This is a genomic window from Acinetobacter sp. YH12129 (assembly GCF_013418685.1).
Lineage (GTDB): Bacteria > Pseudomonadota > Gammaproteobacteria > Pseudomonadales > Moraxellaceae > Acinetobacter > Acinetobacter amyesii.
The window spans coordinates 1-22,650 of sequence record NZ_VPBP01000037.1 but is presented as its reverse complement, the minus strand read 5'-3'; the positions used below and the strand labels follow the sequence as shown (position 1 = coordinate 22,650).

Here is a 22,650-nt window from a genome sequence, read left to right as displayed (position 1 = left end):
TAAAATGCTGTGCTGCTTTTCGCACAGACATTTCATCTCGAATCATAATTTCTATGACTTTGTCTTTAAAATCTTTTGAATATCCCATATCTCTATTGTTCTATAGTTTTTAGGATTTGGCTATAGATAATGATTTGCGCGAATGGCAGCAGCAGCTTGTGCTGTTCGGCTTGCATGTCCAAATTTCATCGTGTGTTATGACTCTTTTTGTTTTAGATAATACTTTAATGAAATAAGCCATTTGAACAATGACGTATTCAGTCGACTATTAGTGCTGAACGTACATTTTGGTCATTCGATAGCATACATTGGGCTAAGCAAAAACATAGAACAATAAAAAACCCCTCAAAAGAGGGGCTTAAAATTGCTTATCTTAATGAATTAAAGATATTCAACTTTAGAAACTTCGTACTCAACTTCACCTTGTGGTGTGTTGATTTTTACATCGTCGCCTTCGTTTTTACCCAAAAGACCACGCGCAATTGGAGAGTTCACAGAGATTTTGTTGATTTTAAAATCTGCTTCGTCATCACCAACGATTTTATAAGTCTTTTGTTCTTCAGTATCTAAGTTTTCAATGGTCACTGTCACACCGAAAACCACACGGCCATTTTGCTCAAGTGATTTAACATCAATCACTTGGCAAGCACCCAATTTACCTTCGATATCTTGGATACGGCCTTCACAGAAACCTTGTTGCTCACGAGCAGCGTGGTATTCAGCGTTTTCTTTCAAATCCCCATGTTCACGCGCTTCAGCAATTGCTGCAGTAATACGTGGACGTTCAACAGTTTTCAGTTGATGTAATTCTTTCTCTAAGGCTACTTTGCCTTCAGGAGTCATAGGATAACGTTGCATTGTTGTCCCTCATGTTTGTAAAAAGAAAAAATCAGTAAAATTTTTACTGACCTAGAAATGAAAAAAAGCCCGCCACCGAGAGGTGGCGGGACTTCTCGGTAACTTAATTAACCTTTAGTAAGGTCTTGTAAGCGGTATACATCCATTGGCAATTTGATTGCTAAAGCTTGGCATACTGCATCAGCACCGTTAAGGGTAGTTGTGTAATACACTTTACCTTGTAATGCAGAGCGACGGATCGAGAATGAATCTTCTTGAGCCTGTTTGCCTTCAGTTGTATTGATAATGAGGTGAACTTCGCCATTTTTCAAGCGGTCTACGATATTAGGACGGCCTTCAGTCACTTTGTTCACACGTTCACATTCAATACCAGCATCTTTAATCACATCATAAGTACCGCCAGTAGCGATGACTTTGAAGCCAAGATCTGTTAACTGTTTCGCAATACCAACAGCACGAGGCTTGTCAGAATGACGAACAGATAAGAATGCATGTTTTACTTCGCCTTCCGTTGGTAGGCCTGGTAAACGGTCATTAGAGCCTAACACAGCTTTATAGAACGCTTCACCAAATGTTTTACCTACACCCATCACTTCGCCTGTAGATTTCATCTCAGGGCCAAGAATTGGGTCAACACCAGGGAATTTGTTGAATGGGAACACTGCTTCTTTTACAGAGAAGTGTTCAGGAATAATCTCTGTAGTGAATCCTTGAGATTCTAAAGATTGACCAGCCATACAACGCGCAGCAACTTTCGCTAAAGATTCACCAATGCACTTAGATACGAATGGAACAGTACGTGATGCACGTGGGTTCACTTCTAGGATGTAAACGTCATTACCTTTAACAGCAAACTGTACGTTCATCAAACCAATAACGCCAAGTTCTTTCGCCATTGCGATGGTTTGACGACGCATTTCGTCCTGAATCTCTTTAGACAAAGAGTAAGGAGGAATAGAACATGCAGAGTCACCAGAGTGAATACCAGCTTGTTCGATGTGCTGCATGATACCGCCAATCACAACGTCTTTACCGTCAGATACGCAGTCTACGTCAACTTCGATCGCGTCATCGAGGAAGTGGTCAAGAAGAACAGGCGCTTCGTTAGATGCTTGAACCGCATCACGTAAGTAGCGTTTCAATTCTTCGTCGTTATATACGATTTCCATCGCACGACCACCCAATACGTAAGAAGGACGTACCACAAGTGGGTAGCCAACTTTCGCAGCTTCAGCCATACCTTCTTCAGCAGATTTTACGATGCTGTTGTTTGGTTGACGAAGTTGTAGACGTTGAATCATTTGTTGGAAACGTTCACGGTCTTCTGCACGGTCAATTGCATCAGGTGATGTACCGATAATTGGCGCACCAGCTTCTTCTAAAGCACGAGCCAATTTAAGCGGAGTTTGACCACCGTACTGAACGATAATGCCTTTAGGTTTCTCGATACGTACGATTTCAAGTACATCTTCCAATGTGATTGGTTCGAAGTACAAACGATCTGATGTGTCGTAATCCGTAGAAACTGTTTCAGGGTTACAGTTCACCATGATAGTTTCATAACCGTCATCACGCATTGCAAGGGCAGCGTGTACACAGCAGTAATCGAATTCGATACCTTGACCAATACGGTTAGGACCACCACCGATGACCATAATCTTGTCGCGAGTAGACGGATTCGCTTCACATTCTTCATCGTAAGTTGAATACATGTAAGCTGTATCAGATTCGAATTCTGCAGCACATGTATCTACACGTTTGTAAACAGGGGTTACGCCCAAGTTCCAACGGTGTTTACGGAATTGTTTTTGTGAAATACCCATCAATTTCGCAATACGAAGGTCAGATAAACCTTTACGTTTGAACGAACGGATATTGTCAGCGTCTAAGTCACCGAAACCTAAAGATTTGATTTGGTTTTCAGTTTTGATGATGTCTTCGATTTGGATCAAGAACCAACGGTCGATGTTGGTCGCAGCGAACACTTCATCAAGTGTAAAGCCATGACGGAATGCATCGCCCACGTACCAAATACGCTCAGGACCAGGTACTTTAAGTTCTTGAAGGATTTTTTCTTTCGCGCCTTCAGTACCCACTTCGATTTTTTCATCAAAGCCAGCAGCACCGACTTCAAGACCACGAAGCGCTTTTTGTACTGACTCTTGGAAGTTACGGCCAATCGCCATGACTTCACCCACAGATTTCATCTGAGTCGTCAAAGTTGCGTCAGCTTGCGGGAATTTCTCGAAGTTGAAACGAGGAATTTTCGTTACAACATAGTCGATCGCAGGTTCGAAAGATGCAGGGGTTGTACCGCCAGTGATGTCGTTTTTCAACTCATCAAGGGTATAACCGACAGCCAATTTCGCCGCGATTTTCGCAATTGGGAAACCAGTTGCTTTAGAAGCAAGGGCAGATGAACGAGAAACACGTGGGTTCATCTCGATCACAACCATACGGCCGTCTTTCGGGTTGATACCGAACTGAACGTTCGAACCGCCAGTTTCAACACCAATTTCACGAAGTACAGCTAAAGATGCATTACGTAAAAGTTGGAATTCTTTGTCTGTCAATGTTTGCGCAGGAGCAACAGTGATTGAGTCACCTGTGTGCACGCCCATTGGATCAAAGTTTTCGATTGTACATACAATGATACAGTTGTCGTTTTTGTCACGAACAACTTCCATTTCGTACTCTTTCCAACCAATTAAAGATTCATCGATCAATAGTTGGTGAGTAGGAGAGAGGTCGAAACCACGTTCACAGATTTCAATGAACTCTTCACGGTTGTATGCGATACCGCCGCCTGAACCACCCATCGTGAATGATGGACGGATAATCACAGGAAAGCCGAAACGTGCTTGGATTTCCAAAGCATGTTCCATGTCTTCTGCAACATCAGCACGAGGACATTCCAAACCGATTTTACGCATTGCGATATCGAAAAGTTTACGGTCTTCCGCTTTTTCGATTGCTTCTTTCGTCGCGCCAATCAATTCAACATTGTATTTTTCTAAAATACCGTTGGCATCGAGTGCAAGTGCACAGTTCAATGCTGTTTGACCACCCATTGTAGGAAGAACTGCGTCTGGGCGTTCTTTCTCAATGATTGCAGCTACAGTTTGCCAAGTGATTGGCTCGATGTAAGTTGCGTCTGCCATAGCAGGGTCAGTCATAATGGTTGCTGGGTTAGAGTTTACCAAAATAACACGGTAGCCTTCTTCACGAAGGGCTTTACATGCTTGAGCACCTGAGTAGTCAAACTCACATGCTTGACCGATGACAATCGGACCAGCACCAATAATTAAGATGCTTTTAATGTCTGTACGTTTAGCCATGATGCTTCCTTAATTACTTCTTAGATGCTTCGATAAGTTCGATGAAATGATCGAACAATGGTGCGCAGTCATGTGGACCAGGGCTTGCTTCGGGGTGACCTTGGAAACTGAACGCAGGTTTATCTGTACGGTGAATACCTTGTAGGGTTTGGTCGAACAGTGATTTGTGCGTAGCTTTCAAGTTTGCAGGTAATGTTTCTGCATCGACTGCGAAGCCATGGTTTTGCGAAGTAATCATCACAATACCAGTTTCCATGTTTTGCACAGGGTGGTTGGCACCGTGGTGGCCGTGAGGCATTTTCACAGTTTTAGCACCTGAAGCAAGTGCAAGAATTTGGTGACCCAAGCAAATACCAAATACAGGTACGTTACGAGCATCTTCTACAATTGTTTTTACAGCTTCAATTGCGTAGTCACATGCAGCTGGATCGCCGGGGCCGTTCGATAAAAACACGCCATCTGGATTCAATGCAAGTACGTCAGCAGCAGGAGTTTGCGCAGGCACGACAGTCAATTTACAACCGCGGTCTGCGAGCATACGTAAGATGTTGGTTTTGACACCGTAATCGTATGCAATAACATGGAATTTAGCTTCAGGCTGAGAGAAACCTTTACCTAATGTCCAAGAACCTTCAGTCCATTCAAAGCCTTCAGGGTCACAGCATTCTTTTGCAAGGTCTAAACCATTTAAACCACCAAAAGCGCGTGCTTTAGCTAAAGCTTCTTCTTCTGTAATGTTTTCGCCAGCAAGGATACAACCATTTTGTGCACCTTTTGCTCGCAGAATACGCGTTAATTTACGTGTATCGATGTCTGCAATAGCAACAACATTGTGTTGTTCAAGGTAATCACCAAGTGATTGCTCAGCACGGAAGTTGCTATGCAATAAAGGTAGGTCACGAATGATCAATCCGTTAGCCCATACTTTATGAATTCGACCTGACTCAGCGTCTTCATCATTACAACCTGTGTTACCGATATGTGGGTAAGTTAGTGTCACAAGTTGTTGTGCATAACTAGGGTCAGTCAAAATTTCTTGATAGCCAGTCATTGCTGTATTAAAAACGACTTCACCAGTCGTACTACCCGATGCGCCAATAGAAGTACCTTTAAAGATAGTTCCGTCGGCAAGGGCTAAAATTGCTGGGGTGCTCAAACCAAAGCTCCTGAAATTTAGGCTGTAAAAAAGCGAGAAGACGAAAAAAAAGGAAGGCTATTTAAAAACCTACCCTCCCTATGTCTGCTCGCTTGAACTTAACACTGCATTATACGCATGATGGAGCGTGAAGTCCATTCTAAAAATCGTGAATATGTGAGATATAGGGGTTGTATTTCGAGTGAAAGTTTGGTTTTAAGGAAATACATAAAAAATGTAAGCAATTAATTATTGTCTGACAAATCATAAATTAAAATTTATCAATTCGGCTAATGTAGTTATGTCATCTAATAACTAAAGGTACACAGTCATGGCTACACAACAAAAACAAGCAGCGGCTAAATCCTCCCTAAAAGAAGTCGTAGCAGAGGGTGCAGAAAAATTGGAACAAGTTGCCAAAGAAGCCTCTGTTCAGGCGACTGAAGCGGTCACAGACAGTACGAGTAAAATTGAAGCTGAAGCAAAACAGCTGAATGCCAGTGTGCAGGATCAGCTACGCCAACTTAAGCAAGATTTGTTGCAAAAGTTAGATCAGTTGAAATCACAATTTGGATCTTCTCAAAAAGATTTTGGCGAGCTTAAAGAGTTTGTAAAAACTGAATTAAATACCGTGATTGAAGACCTTTCAAAATTAGGTAAAGAATTGAAAGAAGATGTCACTCAAATTTCGGGTAAACATAAAGAACATTTAACGGAAACATTTAAACGTTCAAAAGAACATACTTTGGAAGCGTGGAAAAAAGTCGTGCCAGTTAAAGCAGACGTAAATGACAAAACTACAGATTTAAAAAGCTAAGATTTAATTCAGGACTGAATATTGATGAAGTCTGAAAGTAGCATATAGGATGGTCTATTTAACATGTGTAGATCGGCTATACGGATTAAACGGAATAACTGTTGGCGATAGTTTCGAATCAGTAGATATGGCTGTACTTGAAGCGATTTACAAGCAATAAAAAAGCAAAAGGAAAACCTTTTGCTTTTTTTCACAATTTAGAACTGATGCAACCAATCACGTTTATTGTGAAAGTCTGCATTAGGGCTACTGTGCTGCATGGCATAGTATTGCGCACCCTCGGGGGTTTGTAATACTGCGGTTAAACCTAGATATAGGTCTTCCCATTTAAGTTTGTACTTCAGCATAAATTCTGTCAGATCAAGACTGACATTTAAGCCATAGTGCGTCCGTTTCAACTGATTCAGTTCAATATCGTAAGCAGCTTGTGGCGGCATATCTTCTGGATAGCGATATTCTTCAAACTGGTAAGCCTGCCAAGCTTGTGAAGGGGAGAGGTTGATTTCACGATAAAAGTCTTCATTGTGTACACCAATAAAAACTTCTAAGCAGGTCTGTTCCCACAAAAAATCGATTCGTGGGTGAGCTGATACCAATTCTGGCCATTGAATCAGTTGGTTTGGGTCTCGAATCCAATAACCCACATTTAAAGTATATGGGCTTTGTTGTTCGATAGCACCAACGACTGATACAGCCTGAAAGCGACGATCAAAAGCGCTGAGTTCGAAACTTGCCATAAATGCTTAGTTAGACAGGTGTGCGTAGCGAACAAGGTTAGACAGTTTTGCATTTTGTTTTGCCGCTTTGCGGTAAATCAACGCAATCTTACCAATCGTTTGAACAACTTCAGAACCTGAAACAGTCGCAATTTCAGTAATCATTGCAGCACGAGCTTCACGGTCTTCTGCCACAACTTTCACTTTAATTAACTCATGGTCGTTTAACGCACGGTTTAATTCTTCAACAACGCTTTCTGATAAGCCTTTGTCCGCAACCATTACAACTGGGTTTAGGGTGTGACCAATTTGACGTAAGCGTTTACGTTCTTGAATAGATAAAGCCGCCATAAATATAACCTAATTTTAAAAACGACCTAGTATAGCAAAATCAAAGTTGAAGCGCTGTATTTAATCGGCATTTTCTCGATGAAGATTATTGAAAAAAACATGATTTAAGATGCTTTTTAGATACACATGTCTACTGCAAAAGTGCTGAATTTCACGTACAATCAAGACTGAGAAGTTTTTTTTATTTAGAGAGTTATGGCTACCCGCATTACTAACCAGAAATTATCCAAAAGTAGTCGTGACTGGATGCGTGAGCATCTTGATGACCCCTTTGTGAAAAAAGCACAAAAGGAAGGATATCGTGCGCGTGCCGCTTATAAATTGCTTGAAATTCAAGAAAAATACAAATTGATCAAGCCAGGCATGACCGTTGTTGACTTAGGTGCTGCACCAGGTAGTTGGTCGCAAATTGCCGGTAAACTTGTTGGCGACAAAGGTTTGGTAATTGCTTCTGATATTTTACCCATGGATGCTTTACCCGATGTGACCTTCTTGCAAGGTGACTTTCGTGAACAAGAAGTGTTCGATGAATTGTTAAAAATTTTAGATGGACGTACTGTAGACGTTGTAATTTCAGATATGGCCCCCAATACATCAGGTAATAAGGCTGTAGATCAACCGCGTCAGATCTATCTTTGTGAATTAGCAATCGACTTTGCTCAAAAGGTTCTTGGACCAAATGGACAGTTTGTTGTTAAAGTGTTCCAAGGTGTTGGATTTGATGAATACCGTAAGCAAGTTGTAGACACATTTGATGTGCTGAAAACAGCAAAACCGGCGGCTTCACGTGCTCGATCTAAAGAAGTGTTTTTAATCGGGCAGGGACGTAAGAAAGCTTTCAAGTAAAGTTTACTTGCCAACTCGTTAAAAATTGTGCATTTTGTACGTTTTTAAATTATTGCGAAGCTACTCTGCAGCGTAAGTATTAGAGTCACCCATGTAAATGGGATTGAACGAATTAGATAGAAATGGGAATAAAGCTTTGAGCGATCTTTTTAAGAATGCCGTGTTGTGGCTGGTTATCCTAGGCGTGCTGGTTTTAATCTTCAGCAACGTCAGTGACCGCAATCAACCGACCGCGATGAACTATTCTGAGTTCGTGGCAGCCGTAAATGCGGGTCAGATTAAACAAGTCACCATTGATGGCGAAAGAATTCGTGGCGAAAAATCAAACGGTTCTGAGTTTGAAAGTATCCGTCCTGCGGTTCAAGATCCTGAACTTATGCCGAACCTAATCAAGAACAATGTTGTTGTTGAAGGTACAGCGCCACAGCGTCAAAGTATTTTGATGCAACTTCTGATTGCAAGTTTCCCTGTTCTTTTAATCATTCTGTTATTCATGTTCTTTATGCGCAACATGGGTGGTGGAGCTGGTGGTAAGAATGGCCCAATGAGTTTTGGTAAGTCAAAAGCAAAAATGCTGTCTGAAGACCAAATCAAAGTGACATTTACTGATGTTGCGGGCTGTGATGAAGCTAAACAAGAAGTTGTTGAAATCGTTGACTTCCTAAAAGATCCATCTAAGTTCAAACGACTTGGTGCAAGCATTCCGAAAGGCGTGCTCATGGTTGGTCCTCCGGGTACAGGTAAAACTTTACTTGCTAAAGCGATTGCGGGTGAAGCGAAAGTACCGTTCTTTAGTATTTCGGGTTCTGACTTTGTTGAAATGTTCGTGGGTGTGGGTGCGTCTCGTGTCCGTGACATGTTTGAACAAGCAAAGCGTCATGCACCATGTATCATTTTCATCGATGAGATCGATGCCGTTGGTCGTCACCGTGGTTCAGGTACAGGTGGTGGTAATGATGAGCGTGAGCAAACATTAAACCAAATGTTGGTTGAAATGGATGGTTTTGAAGGCAACGAAGGTATTATCGTCATTGCTGCAACAAACCGTGCTGACGTATTGGATAAAGCTTTACTTCGTCCAGGTCGTTTTGACCGTCAAGTGATGGTGTCTCTACCTGATATTAAAGGTCGTGAGCAAATCCTGAATGTACATTTGAAAAAATTACCTTCTGTGACTGGTGTAGATGTCAAAGTCTTAGCACGTGGTACACCGGGCTTCTCGGGTGCACAGTTGGCTAACCTTGTAAACGAAGCGGCACTGTTTGCTGCACGTCGTAACAAGAATACGGTCGATATGCATGACTTTGAAGATGCAAAAGATAAGCTTTACATGGGTCCTGAACGTAAATCGATGGTGATTCGCGAAGAAGAACGTCGTGCGACGGCTTATCATGAAGCAGGTCATGCGATTGTTGCTGAAATCTTGCCGGGTACAGACCCTGTGCATAAAGTGACAATTATGCCGCGTGGTTGGGCACTTGGTGTGACTTGGCAGTTGCCTGAACATGACCAAACCAGCCATTACAAAGACAAAATGTTGAATGAACTTTCAATTTTGTTTGGTGGTCGTATTGCAGAAGAAGTCTTCATTAACCAAATGTCGACTGGTGCTTCAAATGACTTTGAACGTGCAACGAAAATGGCACGTGCAATGGTTACTAAATACGGTATGTCCGATAAAATGGGCGTCATGGTTTACGAAGATGATTCACAGCAGTCATTCATGGGTGGTTTAGGAAGTCGTGTGATTTCTGAAGCAACTCAGCTTGAAGTTGACCGTGAAGTTCGCCGTATTTTAGATGAACAATATAAAGTTGCTCGCGATATTCTTGAAAATAACAAAGATATCGCACATGCCATGGTGAAAGCATTGCTTGAATGGGAAACCATTGATCGTGATCAAATCCGTGACATTATGGAAGGACGTGAACCTCAACCACCAAAAGTGTACATCGCTGAAAATCCAGTGATTGATGTCACACCAACGGATGGTCCAGATGTTCCACCACCATTACCGTCATTGCCAAAAGCATAAAATTTTAAAACCACCTTCGGGTGGTTTTTTTATATGAAAATAAATGCATGTGAACGAAATGCTGAGCAAACTTAGCGTTAAAATAAGCGCAGCAAAATCTGGGATGTGTACTATGAAGTTGGTGTCTTTGCCTAATAAAATTTTAAACTGTGGTAATTTGCAATTAGATTTGTCAGAGCCACATGTGATGGGAATTTTAAATGTCACACCGGACTCTTTTAGTGATGGTGGCAAACACAATGGTAAAGACCAAGCTATAGCACATGCCTTACAAATGATTGCGGATGGTGCGACAGTGATTGATGTCGGTGGTGAGTCAACACGTCCGGGTGCATCTGTTGTTGAGGTTGAAGAAGAAATTCGACGGGTCGTACCCGTCGTTGAAGCCTTATCTAAACACAATGTAGTGATTTCTATCGATACCTCACAACCTGAGGTGATTGAGGCAGCGGTTCAGGCAGGTGCGCATATCTGGAATGATGTACGTGCATTAACTCGGCCGAATGCCTTAGAAACCGCTGCAAAACTGGATATTCCAGTGATCATTATGCATATGCGCGGCGAACCCACCACGATGAATAATCTAGATCAGTATCAAGATGTTGTGGCTGATGTCATTGATGAATTAAAGCAACGCGTGCAAAATGCATTGGACGCAGGCGTGCGTGCAGAAAATATTATGATTGATCCGGGTTTTGGTTTTGCTAAAAATGCGCAGCAAAACTTAAAGCTTTTACAGCAATTCTATCAATTGAATGACATGGGCTATCCGATCCTGTCGGCATTATCTCGTAAGCGTTTTATCGGTGAAGCACTTGGCGGTGCAGATGCACAAAATCGCGCTGTAGGCTCGGTTGCAGCGCATCTACTCAGCATTCAACAAGGTGCATGTATGGTTCGCGCACATGACGTCAAAGCAACAGTAGATGCGATACGTGTTTGGCAAGCCATGCAGAATGCAGTGTGATTTGAAAATACTGAATCCCAATAAATTTGGTGAATTGTAGTATTTGTGTTATATAAGCGCCCTGAATGTTTTGTGATAGAGTTTCGTATGTTTGCAGATTTACTGCTACCCATGTTTGATGATGAATATTACCCAGATGTGTTGGTTGCAGAGGTGAAGTTATTGGTTGTTCAATTTGCGAAGAAAATTGCAAAAGCAGATTTAAGTTCAACTGATATCTACCATTTTGCCAATGAAACGGTTGCACAGCTCAATAAGATGAAACCTCAATTTGAAGATTTAGATTCGTCTTTGGATGATACGGCTGCAGATTATATTGCAGAAGCCATGATGATGGTGCTGCAAGATGAAGGCCATATGGATATTGAAATGGAAGAGTTGGTTGCTAACCGAGAATGGTAATTGAACTTTAAAAAAAGCCCTGTAGTGACAGGGCTTTTTTGTGTCTAGGGATTTAAAAAATTATTCAGCATTGTCTATAAAATCTTTAAACGATGATTTGATGGATGTTGATAGTTTCTGTTCTTCTTGCATGGCTTGTAGATGAAGGGCGTAGAAATACGTTTGATGCACTTTTTGTTTTAAGGATTGTTGATAAGACCAATATGCCAGTTGGCGAAGCTTTTGTAGTTATACTCGTTCAATGGCGCTGCTTTCAGGTTTATAAAATAATTCAGTAAATACACATAAAAACAGACTGAAAAAAAGTCCGCAGAGACTGATGAGGTTTAATACATCTGTTTGTAGATATTTAAAGTTAATAGCGAGGATAAGTGTGAATCCGCCAAGGAGATACAGTTGTATTTGCAGGCGTTGAACTGCGGACTTGCTGCTAAAACGTGGTTGATAATGTGCATACCAGACATAGCAATAGATCAAAGGAAGAATAATCAATATACCAAGATTAAACGCCATGTTTGGGTCGTGAATTGAAAATGCCGTCGAAAGCATCTGGCCAAGTACTGCGCTGCCAAGTGAGATAAAAAGTATCAGGCAAAAGCTAAAGATTAAAACGGGTGCAGTGGGCGTTAGATTGATAATTTTAAAATGCGCAAACAGCAGCCGTTGATAAAAGGCATCGGGATGCTTGAGTTGTAGTGCAGGGGGATCAAAATCTGAAGGTATTGGCATTGAATAATAATAGATTTATAAATTTTAGGCATAAAAAAACCAGCAAATTGCTGGATCTTTTATTGCACCAATCTTAGAAGTATAAGAATGGTGCCCGAGGCCAGACTCGAACTGGCACGCTTTGTGGGCGGGGGATTTTAAATCCCCTGTGTCTACCGATTTCACCACTCGGGCATGTGCGCAATAATAGAGGACGAAATGGAGCTTGGCAAGTGTATTTGATAGTGTTTGTTTTAAAATCAATCAATTCGTGCATATAAGTTGAAAATATTCAAAACTAGTGATGTATTGAATGACTTTTTGAGCAGTGATTGAAAGATTATTGCACTTCATTAACGCCGACTTATTTCATTAACTCATCAAGATAATGTTCAACATTTTGGTGCTTTAGCTTTTTACATAGCTGATTTTCCTGATGTAGTATTTGTATGTGCAAATTTTGGAACTGTGTAAAGCGCTCAGATAACCGCTTGTAGTTTGCTTGATTTGGATTACTGAGTGTCAAACGTAATTTTGCTTTAAGCATTTGTTTATACGACCAATAAGCAATACGACGTGTTTCTTGCAGAAAATAGTATTCTTGCGTGTTACTTCCACCTTTGAAAAGATTTTCTTTATAAAAACGCACAAAGCCGAAACTCATGGCGAAAAAGAACAATACAGATTGAACAAAGGTGCTTTGTAAAAAGGCGATATTGAGTAACTGTAATAAAATCACGATCGCAAGTCTGAACGGCGTATTCTTCAAACTTTGATACAGTGACATTGAACTGTGCTTGATTTGCTTGATGACTAAGGGTACAACCAGCATGAAAAACAGCATAATACTCAGTACAGCAATACCATGAGATCGAAACTCACTCATTTCTGGAAAATACAGTTGCACTGCATGTCCAATACTCATGCTCAAAGAAATAAAAATCATCGCCGCCAAAACCCAAGGAATAAGCTCTTTGAGTTCGTCTAAAATGCCTTGAGTTTTCAGTTGGCTATAAAATAAATAATTATGTTTAAAGGCTGCTGGATATTGCTGTTTCAGTTGTTGAAGGTAAAGCGCAGCCTGTTTCTTTTGAGCCATATTGTGACGTTAGTATTAAAGCGTGAAAGTAATATAGTTGATTTCGATATTTTTGACAGAATTTTTTTCTAAATCATGTTGTATATCTGAACATTATAAGAGAAAACGCAATTTCTATAGCGAAGGTCGCAGTTTTCATGCTGCTTTTATGCGAAAATACATGATTATTGAATATTAAGTTTTTATAGGCAGTTTATGACTGATCATTCTCCTGAAACATTAAGCGATATCGAAATTCTAGACATTCTTCAGTCGATGAAATCAGATGTTTTAAATACTGAAGCAAATGAAGTGATTCGTAGTGGGGGAAAAGCTGGTCGTCAAGAAGCACACAAACAAGCTTTGGTAAAATTAAATCAAGCATTTGAAGATAAATTTGTTGAAGCTGTGACTTTGGCTTTAGGCTTAAATGAAGGCCAAAGTAAAAAAATCCGCTACAAAAAAGATCGTATCCGTATTTTGAAAGTTCGTGGTATCGATTATTTAGCGATTGATGGTGCTGAAACTGCACAAGTATTGTCGCAAGTTGCACAAGCGATTGTACGTGAAAACGCAACGGTGACTCATGACCTGCATAATATTTTCCCATTTTGGAAAGAAGGCTGGCCAATGGTGCAATTCGACAATGTCTATAAAATTTTAGAAGATGACATTCGTATTCATTATGAAGCAGTTCTAGAAGCATTAATTTCAAAGCATTAATCACTACAAATGAACCTGTGAGTGTAAAACACTGGCTAGTTCAGTATTGTTAAGCATAAAAAAAGCACCTGATGGTGCTTTTTTTATCTTTAACTTTTTAAGTTAAGCTCGAAAAAACGGAAACATTCCAAAGATCAGACCTGCTGCTAACATGACAAAACACGTGATTACAGCCCAGATAATGGTAAATTTCTGATGTTGTCCAAACTCGATACCTGCAAGTCCACAGAGTAAATAGGTCGAAGGAACAAGTGGAGAGAGTAGGTGTACAGGTTGCCCTACGATAGAGGCACGTGCCATTTCTACAGGTTCAATTCCATAATAAGCGGCAGCATCAGAAAGAATCGGCAAAACCCCAAAATAGAAAGCATCATTCGACATAAAGAAAGTCATCGGCATACTGATGACAGCGGTAATCGGTGCTAAATAGGGACCCATACTTTCAGGGATAATTGCCACAAGTTGTTTGGACATGGCTTCTACCATGCCTGTGCCAGCTAAAATTCCGGTAAAAATACCTGCAGCAAAAATAATACCGACCACGTTTAAAGCACTACCTGCATGATGTGCGATTAACTTTTTCTGCAAGTCGACATTTTTGTAGTTGACGACTAGCGCAATACATAAAGCCACCATGAATAAAATAGGCATAGGTAAAATACTAAAAACCAGACAAATCATCAGAACGACGGTTAACAGTGCATTAAACCAACGTAGATCTGCGCGGTTGGCTTCTGGATTATCTGAGATTTGAATGTTTTCACCATGGCTGATATCCAATTGGACAATTCCTAGACGCTTTCTTTCCATGCGACCATACATTGTTCCTAAGAAGTACAACCAGCCGATGGCAAATAACATCGGTAAAACCATCGGAACAAATACATCACTTGGGTCGACATGAAGCGCGCTGGCGGCGCGGGCAGTAGGCCCACCCCAAGGTGTAAGATTCATAATTCCACTAGAGAGCATAATCAAACATGCCATAATCAATGGGCTCATACCTAAGCGCTTATAGAGTGGCAGCATGGCCGCAACACAGATCATATATGTTGTAGAACCATCTCCATCCAAAGAGACAATTAACGTCAGGGTAATGGTTCCAAGAACGACTTTTAAGGGATCACCTTTGACCATTTTTAAAATAAATTTCACCGAAGGGTCGAACAATCCGGTATCAATCATGATGGCAAAATACAGAATCGCAAAAAGCAGCATGATGCCAGTCGGTGCAAGTTTTTTTACACCTTCAATCATCATGTCGCCAATTTCATTTATTTGTATGTGTGACAAGCTGTCAAAATAAAAACCAAGTAACCACGCAATCAAGGCAAAAAGTAGGGGAATTAAAGTCAGTGCGACAAGTGGGCTTAAGCGTTTCGACATGATCAAATACATAAAGCACAAGATCATGCCCAAACCGAGTACGGTTAACATGGTTCATTCCTTTGAAATATAAAGCTGTTTTTAAATCCAAGGGCAGAGCATAAAGAGAAATTTCATCAGTCAAAACAAAGGTGATAAAATGTGAAATACATCACTATTTTGATGAGAAATAGTCATTAATAATGAAGGTATTAGGGAAGAGGGATTTTTTGATTTATTTTAATTTTTATTCAAAAAAAGTGTTCTGTTTACATTTATTCAACATCTGTAGAGAACTGTAAATGCTGTGCCTATACAGTTTAATCACAATAAGTGCGCTTAAGCAAAAATAGACAGTAGCGTCCGAATCGGCCAACTAAAAAATCGGAACCAAAAAATTAAGGGATTATAAAAGAACAGACCAAAACGCATGGTTTCGTCATATTGTTGTCGACCGCGTTCATAGGGATAAGGTGTTAAAAACCAAGCAGTGACGATCAGTGCAACACCGAGCAATAGAAATAAAGGTTGTGGATGAGCTTTGAAAAAATAATAGATCAGATAAGCCCCAGTATAAAAACTAAAGCAAGTCAAAATCGCTTTAAGTGAAAAAGACATCTTCGTATTCCATCGTATTTATATTTTATTGTTTTAGAAAAAAGAAGAATCGAATTAATCCGATTCTTCTGGTGTATCAAGTTCAGTTTCAGCCTGTTGTAAGCGGGTCACTAATAATTGGTCAATTTTAAAGTGGTCTACATCCACAACTTCAAATTTGTAGCCATGATAAGTAACAAAGTCAGCTGGACGTGGAATTTTACGCAGTTTAAACATCATAAAGCCCGCAAGGGTTTCATAGTTTTCTTCATCCGGCATTTCATCTAAAGCGAGGGCATGCTTTAAATCTTCAATTGGTGTACTGCCATCGATAAGCCAAGAATCCGCATCACGTTTAATAATTTGTTGTTCTGCTTCAATCGGTGTTACCCAGTCGCCCATCACGGTAATCATAATGTCGGAGAGCGTAATAACGCCGACAACCAACGCGTATTCGTTAATTACTACGGCAAATTTTTCTTTGGTTGAACGAAAGCGATCGAGTAATTCAGACAGTGTTAATGTATCTGGAATCGTGAGGACATTACGAATAGTATTTTCATTGAGCTGTAGAAGTGACTGATTGTTGAGGATACGAACCAAAATATCTTTGGCATCTACATAGCCAATCACGTCATCAATATTTTCACTACAGACCAAAAACTTCGAATATGGAAATTCGGCGAGTTTTTGACGAATACTGGCTTCTGATTCTTTTAGGGTAAAGTACACCACGTTTTCACGTGTAGTCATACTTGAAGGGACGTTACGTTCTTCCAGCTCAAATACGTTTTCAATAAAGTGGTGTTCTTGTTTTTGTAACACACCAGCTTGAGCACCGGCATCCATCACGGCTGAAATATCGTCAAAGGTAATATTGTCATCACGTGTTGTATTCACTTTGAATAAACGAAACAACAAATTGGCAATGGCATTAATCACCCACGCCATTGGCTTACATACCTTAATAAAGATTTGAATCGGGTCTACAACAGCGACGGCAATTTTTTCAGGTGCGATCATCGCCAAACGTTTTGGCATCAAATCAGCAAATAGAATGAATAAGGAGGTGACTAAGGTAAACGACAGGGTGAATCCTATGGTTTCAGTCCACGGGCCCTGATAAAAACGGGTCACTAAGGTTATGAAATAAGGACGAAATGCACCTTCACCCAAAATACCGCCAAGAATTGCCACGGCATTTAAGCCAATTTGTGATGCGGCGAAAAAGTCTGCTGAGTTGGCTTGTAAGTCAAGCACACGTTGTGCACGTGAATCTCCAGATTCAGCCAAAATTTTAAGCTTTACTTTTCGTGCACCCGCAAGGGCAATTTCTGTTAAGGATAGAAAACCCGCACCGACGATCAGGAGAATAATAATGACAATATTTTGGAAAAGGCTCACGAATACACCTGTTTGTGATTCATTCTATTTTTCTGTATTTCTAACACAAAAATGGGCAAGGTAGTAGTCTTAACTACTACCTATATAGTGACAGTATACGTTTGAATTAATAAGGAATTAAAGAGTTAATTACTGATACTGTGAAAACTGAGAGTTATTCATTAAGTATTCGCGGTTTTCTTCTTCAATCATTTGACGTGCAACATACAAAATAAGTTGACGCAACCAGCGATGAGCAGGGTGATGATGAAGTAAAGGACACCACGCCATTTTTAATTCAAATTCAGGAATATAGAATGGTGGATCGCGAAGTAACAGGTTTTGACTTTTGGCTTGAAGGCGAGCAATACGGCTTGGCAGAGTCGCAACCAAGTCAACATTCGAGGCCAATAAGCCTGGCATTTGATAATGACGGGTGAAAACTGAAATTTTACGTTTTTGGCCAATACGTTCTAAGGCTTGATCAATCCAACCTAGACCCGCTTGTTTTTCAGGATTGACACCAAAACCGACACCCATACCTGTTTTAGATACCCAAATGTGTTGTGCATCTAGATAGCTTTTCAGGTTTAAATTATTTGCAGCAGGGTGCTTGGCATTTAAAAGGCATGAAAAACTGTCACGCCAGACCAAAACTTGGTGGAAACTTTGCGGAATTTCATTAAAGCGGTTAATCGCCAAGTCGACTTTACCTTGTTCCATATCTCGATAAGACACATCACTAGGCGTTAAAAAATCCAGAACCACATTGGGTGCTTCGGAGCGCAAAGCTTTTACTAGGCGCGGTACCAGTGTTGCTTCAGCATAATCTGAAGTCATGATGCGGAAGACACGATTTGAAGTGTAAGGTCGGAACTCGGTACGGGGTTCCAAAATCATCGAAAGGTCAGAAAGTGCATCACGGATACGTGGCTGTAATTCAAGTGCACGTTCTGTAGGTGTCATACCTTCTGAAGAACGAATAAGAAGTGGATCATTAAATAAGTTGCGTAGACGACGTAAAATATTACTCATCGCAGGCTGAGTTACACCCAGTTGCTCGGCAGCACGAGTCACATTTTTTTCACGAAGTAGTACATCAAGATAAATTAATAGATTGAGATCGACCCGCTCCAGATTCATAAAATAAATACCGACAATAAAATCATGAAATTTATCTGATTATGCCATAACTACTAAGGCTTGTGTAAAAAATGGATGAAAAAATGACGTGTACTTTTGTACTAAAAATCGGCAGTTTTAAGACAAATTTGCTGAAGTGCCAGCATATATTATCTTAAATACTTATTACCTGTTTAGACCGATATTTTTAAGTAAATGAAATAAAAATACGGAGCAATCTTGTTTATGCGAAGTGATATTCATAAAACAAAAAAATTAGATGAAATATCTCATTTGTATGATCATTTGAAGACGGAATAACCGAGTATTTAGCTCGGTAAATTTGGGCAAAAATGGCGTAAAAAATGCTGTTTTTTTTAAAAGTGAATGCTCAGTCGACTTAAGTCTAATGAAGAATAATTCATCAAAATGTTTGAAAAATAGACAAGAAAATTAGCAAAATATATTAATAAAAGTATTTAAATACAAATGCTTATGAATATTGGTTAATTATTATAATACGACTTTAATCTACATATTTTTTAAATAAATACTGAAAATTAATGCAGAATATTGGATTAATTTTTTTAGTCAATCTACTCTGTGTCTATCGCAACGAAGTGTTCTAAATCTGAACAATCATTCGAGGGTATGATTTTAGCCTTACGTTGCAGAAAAATCCTAATATTATTACAGGAACATATCATGTCTACATACTTAACAGCGATTGATGCAATCCGTGAATTAAAAGCAAAATTCGGAAGCACTTGGCGCGATATTAGCCCAGAAGATGCTGCACGTATGCAAATGCAAAACCGTTTCAAAACTGGTTTAGACATTGCGAAATATACAGCTGCTATTATGCGTCGTGATATGGCTGCTTATGATGCTGATTCTAGCAAATACACTCAATCATTAGGTTGCTGGCACGGTTTTATCGCACAACAAAAAATGATTGCGAACAAAAAATACTTCGGTACAACTGAACGTCGCTATATCTACCTTTCAGGTTGGATGGTTGCAGCTCTTCGTTCAGAATTCGGTCCACTTCCTGACCAATCTATGCACGAAAAAACTTCAGTACCTGCATTGATCGAAGAAATCTACACTTTCCTACGTCAAGCTGACGCGAAAGAATTAAACGACTTGTTCCGTGCGCTTAAAAAAGCAAACGAAGCTGGTGATACTGCTAAAGCTGCTGAAATCACTGCTCAAATCGACGGTTTCCAAACTCACGTTGTGCCAATTATTGCGGACATCGACGCTGGTTTCGGTAACGAAGAAGCGACTTACTTACTAGCTAAGAAAATGATCGAAGCGGGTGCTTGTGCACTTCAAATCGAAAACCAAGTATCTGACGCTAAACAATGTGGTCACCAAGCTGGTAAAGTTACAGTTCCACACGAAGACTTCATCGCGAAAATCCACGCTCTTCGCTATGCATTCTTAGAAATGGGTCTTGATGACGGTATCATCGTTGCTCGTACTGACTCTGAAGGCGCTGACTTGACTCAAAAAATCCCAGTGGTTAAAGAGCCAGGCGACATCGCTTCTCAATACATCAGCTACTTAGACACAACTGAAATTGACATTTCAGAAGCTCAAGAAGACGAAATCCTAATCAAGCGTAACGGTAAACTTCACCGTCCAAAACGTCTTGCTTCTGGCTTGTACCAGTTCCGTCCAGACACGCAAATTGACCGCGTTGTACTTGACTGTGTATCTAGCCTTCAAAATGGTGCTGACCTTCTTTGGATCGAAACTGCGACTCCAAACGTTGAAGAAATCGCTCACATGGTTAACCGTGTTAAAGAAACAGTTCCAAATGCGAAACTTGTTTATAACAACTCGCCTTCATTCAACTGGACTTTAAACTTCCGTCAACAAGCTTACGACCGTTGGGTTGCTGAAGGTAAAGACGTTTCTGCTTACGACCGTGCTAAACTAATGAGCGCTGAATACGATAACTCTGAATTAGCTGCTGAAGCTGACGAAAAAGTTCGTACGTTCCAAGCTGATGCTTCTCGTGAAGCGGGCGTGTTCCATCACTTGATCACACTTCCGACTTACCATACAGCTGCTCTTTCTACTCACGAGCTTGCTCAAGGTTACTTCGGCGACCAAGGTATGCTTGCTTATGTAGCTGGCGTTCAACGTAAAGAAATCCGCGGTACGATTTCTTGTGTTAAACACCAAGCAATGGCTGGTTCTGACATCGGTGACGACCACAAAGAAATCTTCGCTGGTGACAACGCGCTTAAAGCGGGTGACGATGCGAAAAACACAATGAACCAATTCGCTGCTCACTAAGCATTGAACTGATTCGAAAAAAAGCCCAGCGAAAGCTGGGTTTTTTTATGGCTTTAAAATCTTCTTAAATCCATTTATTAAAGTGTGTCGATATAAAAAAGCAGGGCATAACCCTGCAAATAGAGTGAGACAGCCTTTATTTAAGGCAAAAGGATAATTAACCAAGTAAAAAAAATAATTGCTAAAGCGACAAATTGAGCGGCACTCCCCATATCTTTTGCAATTTTAGAAAGTGGATGCTTGTCTAAAGATACGCGGTCGACAACGGCTTCAATGGCAGAATTGAATAACTCAACTATCAAGGCAAATAAGCACACCACTACCATAAGGGCATGTTCAGCACGACTCACATCGAGAAAATAACTGGTAGGAATAAGCACAATATTCATCCAGACAATTTGTCGAAATGCAGCTTCATTTTGATAAGCAGCTTTGAATCCGTCGAGGGAATATTGCGTTGCATTTAAAATTCGTTTAAATCCAGATTTGCCTTTAAACGGGGAAATTTCACTCATAGCACTGTACAGACGTATAGATTTAAAAACTGGCGAAAATATAGCATGCCAAGCTTAAAGTTTTCTTGCATTCAGTTTTTATTTTATTGGGCCTAAAAATTTAAGGGGATTTACATAAGCCTGTATCAAGTTAGTGCTATGTTTATTCATTATTAGACTTAAAATCTGCCTGAATTTCAGGCACAATACAGGCGTTTAAATTTTTTAATTTTAAAGCATTTGCTTCATTGCATGAAATAATAAAAGTGATATAGGTCAACAATGAAAAATTTTAGTTTTGCTGTGCTTGCAGCAACACTTTTAACCAACCAGTTTGTCAGTGCAGAGCCGGCATTTATTCAAACGGAAATCAAAACGAATGTGACTCAGCCCGTGGGATTTTATTCTTTCCAAGTGGGTGCGTATAAAGTCATTGCTTTAAAAGATGGGACACTCGAATTAAGTCCTGATTTGTTTAAACAAAACTTAACTCCAGAAGAAGTCAGTGCCTTATTTCAAAAGGTTGCGGTTGATCAGAGCAAAGGCATACAAACCAGTGTCAATGCCTACCTGATTGATGATGGACAAGGCGGCATCAGTCTTGTCGATAGTGGTGCAGCCAGTTGTTTTGGTCCGAACTTAGGTTCTATTGCACAAAATATTGAAGCAGCTGGCTATAAGCTTAATCGTGTACGCAGTGTATTCTTAACCCATTTACATCCAGATCATGCATGTGGCATTGCGAAACAAGGCAAGGCCGTGTTTCCAAATGCAACGGTTTACGTCAATGAACAAGAAAGTCAGTATTGGTTAAGTGAAAACACCGTTGACACTTTAGCTGCCGAAAAACGTGACGGTTATTTAGCGACCGTTGCAAAAATTAAAGCTGCGATTGCGCCTTATCAGACCATGCGGAGTTTTAAGACTTTTAGCGTTGGTTCTGTGATTAATGGATTAGAAGTACTACCGAGTGTTGGGCATACACCAGGGCATTATTCTTTTATCTTAAAGTCGCAAGCTAAAAGTTTTGCTATCCTCGGCGATGTGGTTCATTCGTATCATTTACAGTTTGAACAACCCAAATTATCTGTCGATTTTGATGTCGATCCGGTCAAAGCCAGTGAAACTCGTTTAGCAATTTTTAAACGTTTTGCTCAAGAGCAAACCTTCGTTGCATTTGCACATTTACCATTTCCGGGTATTGGTAAAATTAGTGAAATAAATGATGGTCAGTTCCGTTGGAACCCGCTAAATTTAGCTCCGACAGCTCCGACAGCTCCGACAGCTCCGACAGCTCCGACAGCTCCGACAGCTCCGACAGCTCCGACAGCTCCGACAGCTCCGACAGCTCCGACAGCTCCGACAGCTCCGACAGCTCCGACAGCTCCGACAGCTCCGACAGCTG

The 22,650-nt window shown here is 40.4% G+C and carries 19 protein-coding genes, 1 tRNA gene and 2 pseudogenes; 9 read left to right on the top strand and 13 right to left on the bottom strand.

The genetic code is table 11. The features are described from left to right. Positions 1-381: 381 nt before the first annotated feature. The 3 genes from greA to carA form a co-directional block, all read right to left on the bottom strand. Positions 382-858 carry a transcription elongation factor GreA gene (greA, locus tag FTU65_RS14235; protein WP_180010011.1) on the bottom strand — a complete coding sequence of 159 codons (477 nt, stop codon included), beginning with the start codon at positions 856-858 and terminating at the stop codon, positions 382-384. 107 nt (positions 859-965) lie between these two features. Continuing rightward, positions 966-4,196, bottom strand: coding sequence for a carbamoyl-phosphate synthase large subunit (carB, locus tag FTU65_RS14230; protein ID WP_180010010.1), 3,231 nt, complete (start codon positions 4,194-4,196; stop codon positions 966-968). A 13-nt stretch (positions 4,197-4,209) separates the two neighbouring features. Further along, a complete protein-coding gene (gene carA / locus FTU65_RS14225) occupies positions 4,210-5,352 on the bottom strand; it encodes a glutamine-hydrolyzing carbamoyl-phosphate synthase small subunit (RefSeq protein WP_067764227.1) in 1,143 nt (380 codons plus the stop codon). Positions 5,353-5,662: 310 nt separating this feature from the next. Here carA and FTU65_RS14220 point away from each other — a divergent pair, with 310 nt between their 5' ends. Beyond that, on the top strand, positions 5,663-6,148 hold the full coding sequence (locus FTU65_RS14220; protein WP_180065046.1) for a hypothetical protein: 486 nt from the start codon (positions 5,663-5,665) through the stop codon (positions 6,146-6,148). Between the two features lie 197 nt (positions 6,149-6,345). Here the strand turns inward: FTU65_RS14220 and FTU65_RS14215 are convergent, their stop codons facing one another. Continuing rightward, the gene (locus FTU65_RS14215; RefSeq protein WP_180065045.1) at positions 6,346-6,885 is read right to left on the bottom strand and encodes a DOMON-like domain-containing protein; all 540 of its coding nucleotides are present in this window, start codon (positions 6,883-6,885) and stop codon (positions 6,346-6,348) included. 6 nt (positions 6,886-6,891) lie between these two features. After that, positions 6,892-7,215 carry a YhbY family RNA-binding protein gene (locus FTU65_RS14210; RefSeq protein ID WP_078191340.1) on the bottom strand — a complete coding sequence of 108 codons (324 nt, stop codon included), beginning with the start codon at positions 7,213-7,215 and terminating at the stop codon, positions 6,892-6,894. A gap of 195 nt (positions 7,216-7,410) precedes the next feature. On the opposite strand from FTU65_RS14210, the gene rlmE reads away from it, so the two are divergent. The 4 genes from rlmE to FTU65_RS14190 all read left to right on the top strand — a co-directional run bounded on the left by rlmE (position 7,411) and on the right by FTU65_RS14190 (position 11,465). After that, positions 7,411-8,061: a 23S rRNA (uridine(2552)-2'-O)-methyltransferase RlmE gene (gene rlmE, locus FTU65_RS14205; RefSeq protein ID WP_078192159.1), complete on the top strand. Its 651-nt coding sequence runs from the start codon at positions 7,411-7,413 to the stop codon at positions 8,059-8,061. A 136-nt stretch (positions 8,062-8,197) separates the two neighbouring features. Further along, complete coding sequence (gene ftsH / locus FTU65_RS14200; RefSeq protein ID WP_078191443.1) at positions 8,198-10,096, top strand: ATP-dependent zinc metalloprotease FtsH; 1,899 nt, start codon at positions 8,198-8,200, stop codon at positions 10,094-10,096. A 112-nt stretch (positions 10,097-10,208) separates the two neighbouring features. Beyond that, positions 10,209-11,063: a dihydropteroate synthase gene (gene folP / locus FTU65_RS14195; RefSeq protein ID WP_218946127.1), complete on the top strand. Its 855-nt coding sequence runs from the start codon at positions 10,209-10,211 to the stop codon at positions 11,061-11,063. Between the two features lie 87 nt (positions 11,064-11,150). Further along, a complete protein-coding gene (locus tag FTU65_RS14190) occupies positions 11,151-11,465 on the top strand; it encodes a DUF5713 family protein (RefSeq protein ID WP_078191338.1) in 315 nt (104 codons plus the stop codon). A 228-nt stretch (positions 11,466-11,693) separates the two neighbouring features. Here the strand turns inward: FTU65_RS14190 and FTU65_RS14185 are convergent, their stop codons facing one another. From FTU65_RS14185 to FTU65_RS14175, 3 genes are all read right to left on the bottom strand, one after another. Next, positions 11,694-12,194 carry a hypothetical protein gene (locus tag FTU65_RS14185; RefSeq protein ID WP_180010008.1) on the bottom strand — a complete coding sequence of 167 codons (501 nt, stop codon included), beginning with the start codon at positions 12,192-12,194 and terminating at the stop codon, positions 11,694-11,696. A gap of 88 nt (positions 12,195-12,282) precedes the next feature. Further along, a tRNA-Leu gene (locus FTU65_RS14180) sits at positions 12,283-12,368 on the bottom strand. A 169-nt stretch (positions 12,369-12,537) separates the two neighbouring features. Continuing rightward, the gene (locus FTU65_RS14175) at positions 12,538-13,272 is read right to left on the bottom strand and encodes a hypothetical protein (protein ID WP_180010007.1); all 735 of its coding nucleotides are present in this window, start codon (positions 13,270-13,272) and stop codon (positions 12,538-12,540) included. A gap of 195 nt (positions 13,273-13,467) precedes the next feature. Here FTU65_RS14175 and FTU65_RS14170 point away from each other — a divergent pair, with 195 nt between their 5' ends. Further along, positions 13,468-13,974, top strand: a complete 507-nt coding sequence (locus tag FTU65_RS14170) for a hypothetical protein (RefSeq protein ID WP_180010006.1) — start codon at positions 13,468-13,470, stop codon at positions 13,972-13,974. A 102-nt stretch (positions 13,975-14,076) separates the two neighbouring features. Here the strand turns inward: FTU65_RS14170 and FTU65_RS14165 are convergent, their stop codons facing one another. From FTU65_RS14165 to FTU65_RS14150, 4 genes are all read right to left on the bottom strand, one after another. Continuing rightward, positions 14,077-15,411, bottom strand: coding sequence for a CitMHS family transporter (locus FTU65_RS14165; RefSeq protein ID WP_180066957.1), 1,335 nt, complete (start codon positions 15,409-15,411; stop codon positions 14,077-14,079). 267 nt (positions 15,412-15,678) lie between these two features. Beyond that, positions 15,679-15,957 (bottom strand): hypothetical protein, encoded by a 279-nt coding sequence (locus FTU65_RS14160; RefSeq protein ID WP_078191333.1) that lies wholly within the window; start codon positions 15,955-15,957, stop codon positions 15,679-15,681. Between the two features lie 54 nt (positions 15,958-16,011). Continuing rightward, positions 16,012-17,340, bottom strand: a complete 1,329-nt coding sequence (locus tag FTU65_RS14155; protein WP_078191332.1) for a hemolysin family protein — start codon at positions 17,338-17,340, stop codon at positions 16,012-16,014. 129 nt (positions 17,341-17,469) lie between these two features. Further along, positions 17,470-18,462 carry a LysR family transcriptional regulator gene (locus FTU65_RS14150; RefSeq protein ID WP_078191331.1) on the bottom strand — a complete coding sequence of 331 codons (993 nt, stop codon included), beginning with the start codon at positions 18,460-18,462 and terminating at the stop codon, positions 17,470-17,472. Between the two features lie 684 nt (positions 18,463-19,146). Here FTU65_RS14150 and FTU65_RS14145 point away from each other — a divergent pair. Beyond that, positions 19,147-20,751 (top strand): isocitrate lyase, encoded by a 1,605-nt coding sequence (locus tag FTU65_RS14145; protein WP_168378085.1) that lies wholly within the window; start codon positions 19,147-19,149, stop codon positions 20,749-20,751. A gap of 140 nt (positions 20,752-20,891) precedes the next feature. On the opposite strand, the gene FTU65_RS14140 is transcribed toward FTU65_RS14145, so the two are convergent. Continuing rightward, positions 20,892-21,266, bottom strand: a complete 375-nt coding sequence (locus FTU65_RS14140; RefSeq protein ID WP_180065044.1) for a diacylglycerol kinase — start codon at positions 21,264-21,266, stop codon at positions 20,892-20,894. A gap of 261 nt (positions 21,267-21,527) precedes the next feature. On the opposite strand from FTU65_RS14140, the pseudogene FTU65_RS14135 reads away from it, so the two are divergent. Both FTU65_RS14135 and FTU65_RS16400 read left to right on the top strand, forming a co-directional pair. Then, a pseudogene (locus tag FTU65_RS14135) lies at positions 21,528-22,370 on the top strand (MBL fold metallo-hydrolase); the annotation flags it as partial. 138 nt (positions 22,371-22,508) lie between these two features. Next, positions 22,509-22,650, top strand: a pseudogene (locus FTU65_RS16400) (hypothetical protein); the annotation flags it as partial.

Bases quoted from the DNA above. Each gene is read 5' to 3' on its own strand.
- greA (WP_180010011.1), bottom strand. From the start codon at position 858: ATGCAACGTTATCCTATGACTCCTGAAGGCAAAGTAGCCTTAGAGAAA.
- carB (WP_180010010.1), bottom strand. From the start codon at position 4,196: ATGGCTAAACGTACAGACATTAAAAGCATCTTAATTATTGGTGCTGGT.
- FTU65_RS14220 (WP_180065046.1), top strand. From the start codon at position 5,663: ATGGCTACACAACAAAAACAAGCAGCGGCTAAATCCTCCCTAAAAGAA.
- FTU65_RS14215 (WP_180065045.1), bottom strand. From the start codon at position 6,885: ATGGCAAGTTTCGAACTCAGCGCTTTTGATCGTCGCTTTCAGGCTGTA.
- FTU65_RS14210 (WP_078191340.1), bottom strand. From the start codon at position 7,215: ATGGCGGCTTTATCTATTCAAGAACGTAAACGCTTACGTCAAATTGGT.
- rlmE (WP_078192159.1), top strand. From the start codon at position 7,411: ATGGCTACCCGCATTACTAACCAGAAATTATCCAAAAGTAGTCGTGAC.
- folP (WP_218946127.1), top strand. From the start codon at position 10,209: ATGAAGTTGGTGTCTTTGCCTAATAAAATTTTAAACTGTGGTAATTTG.
- FTU65_RS14190 (WP_078191338.1), top strand. From the start codon at position 11,151: ATGTTTGCAGATTTACTGCTACCCATGTTTGATGATGAATATTACCCA.
- FTU65_RS14185 (WP_180010008.1), bottom strand. From the start codon at position 12,194: ATGCCAATACCTTCAGATTTTGATCCCCCTGCACTACAACTCAAGCAT.
- FTU65_RS14175 (WP_180010007.1), bottom strand. From the start codon at position 13,272: ATGGCTCAAAAGAAACAGGCTGCGCTTTACCTTCAACAACTGAAACAG.
- FTU65_RS14170 (WP_180010006.1), top strand. From the start codon at position 13,468: ATGACTGATCATTCTCCTGAAACATTAAGCGATATCGAAATTCTAGAC.
- FTU65_RS14165 (WP_180066957.1), bottom strand. From the start codon at position 15,411: ATGTTAACCGTACTCGGTTTGGGCATGATCTTGTGCTTTATGTATTTG.
- FTU65_RS14160 (WP_078191333.1), bottom strand. From the start codon at position 15,957: ATGTCTTTTTCACTTAAAGCGATTTTGACTTGCTTTAGTTTTTATACT.
- FTU65_RS14150 (WP_078191331.1), bottom strand. From the start codon at position 18,462: ATGAATCTGGAGCGGGTCGATCTCAATCTATTAATTTATCTTGATGTA.
- FTU65_RS14145 (WP_168378085.1), top strand. From the start codon at position 19,147: ATGTCTACATACTTAACAGCGATTGATGCAATCCGTGAATTAAAAGCA.
- FTU65_RS14140 (WP_180065044.1), bottom strand. From the start codon at position 21,266: ATGAGTGAAATTTCCCCGTTTAAAGGCAAATCTGGATTTAAACGAATT.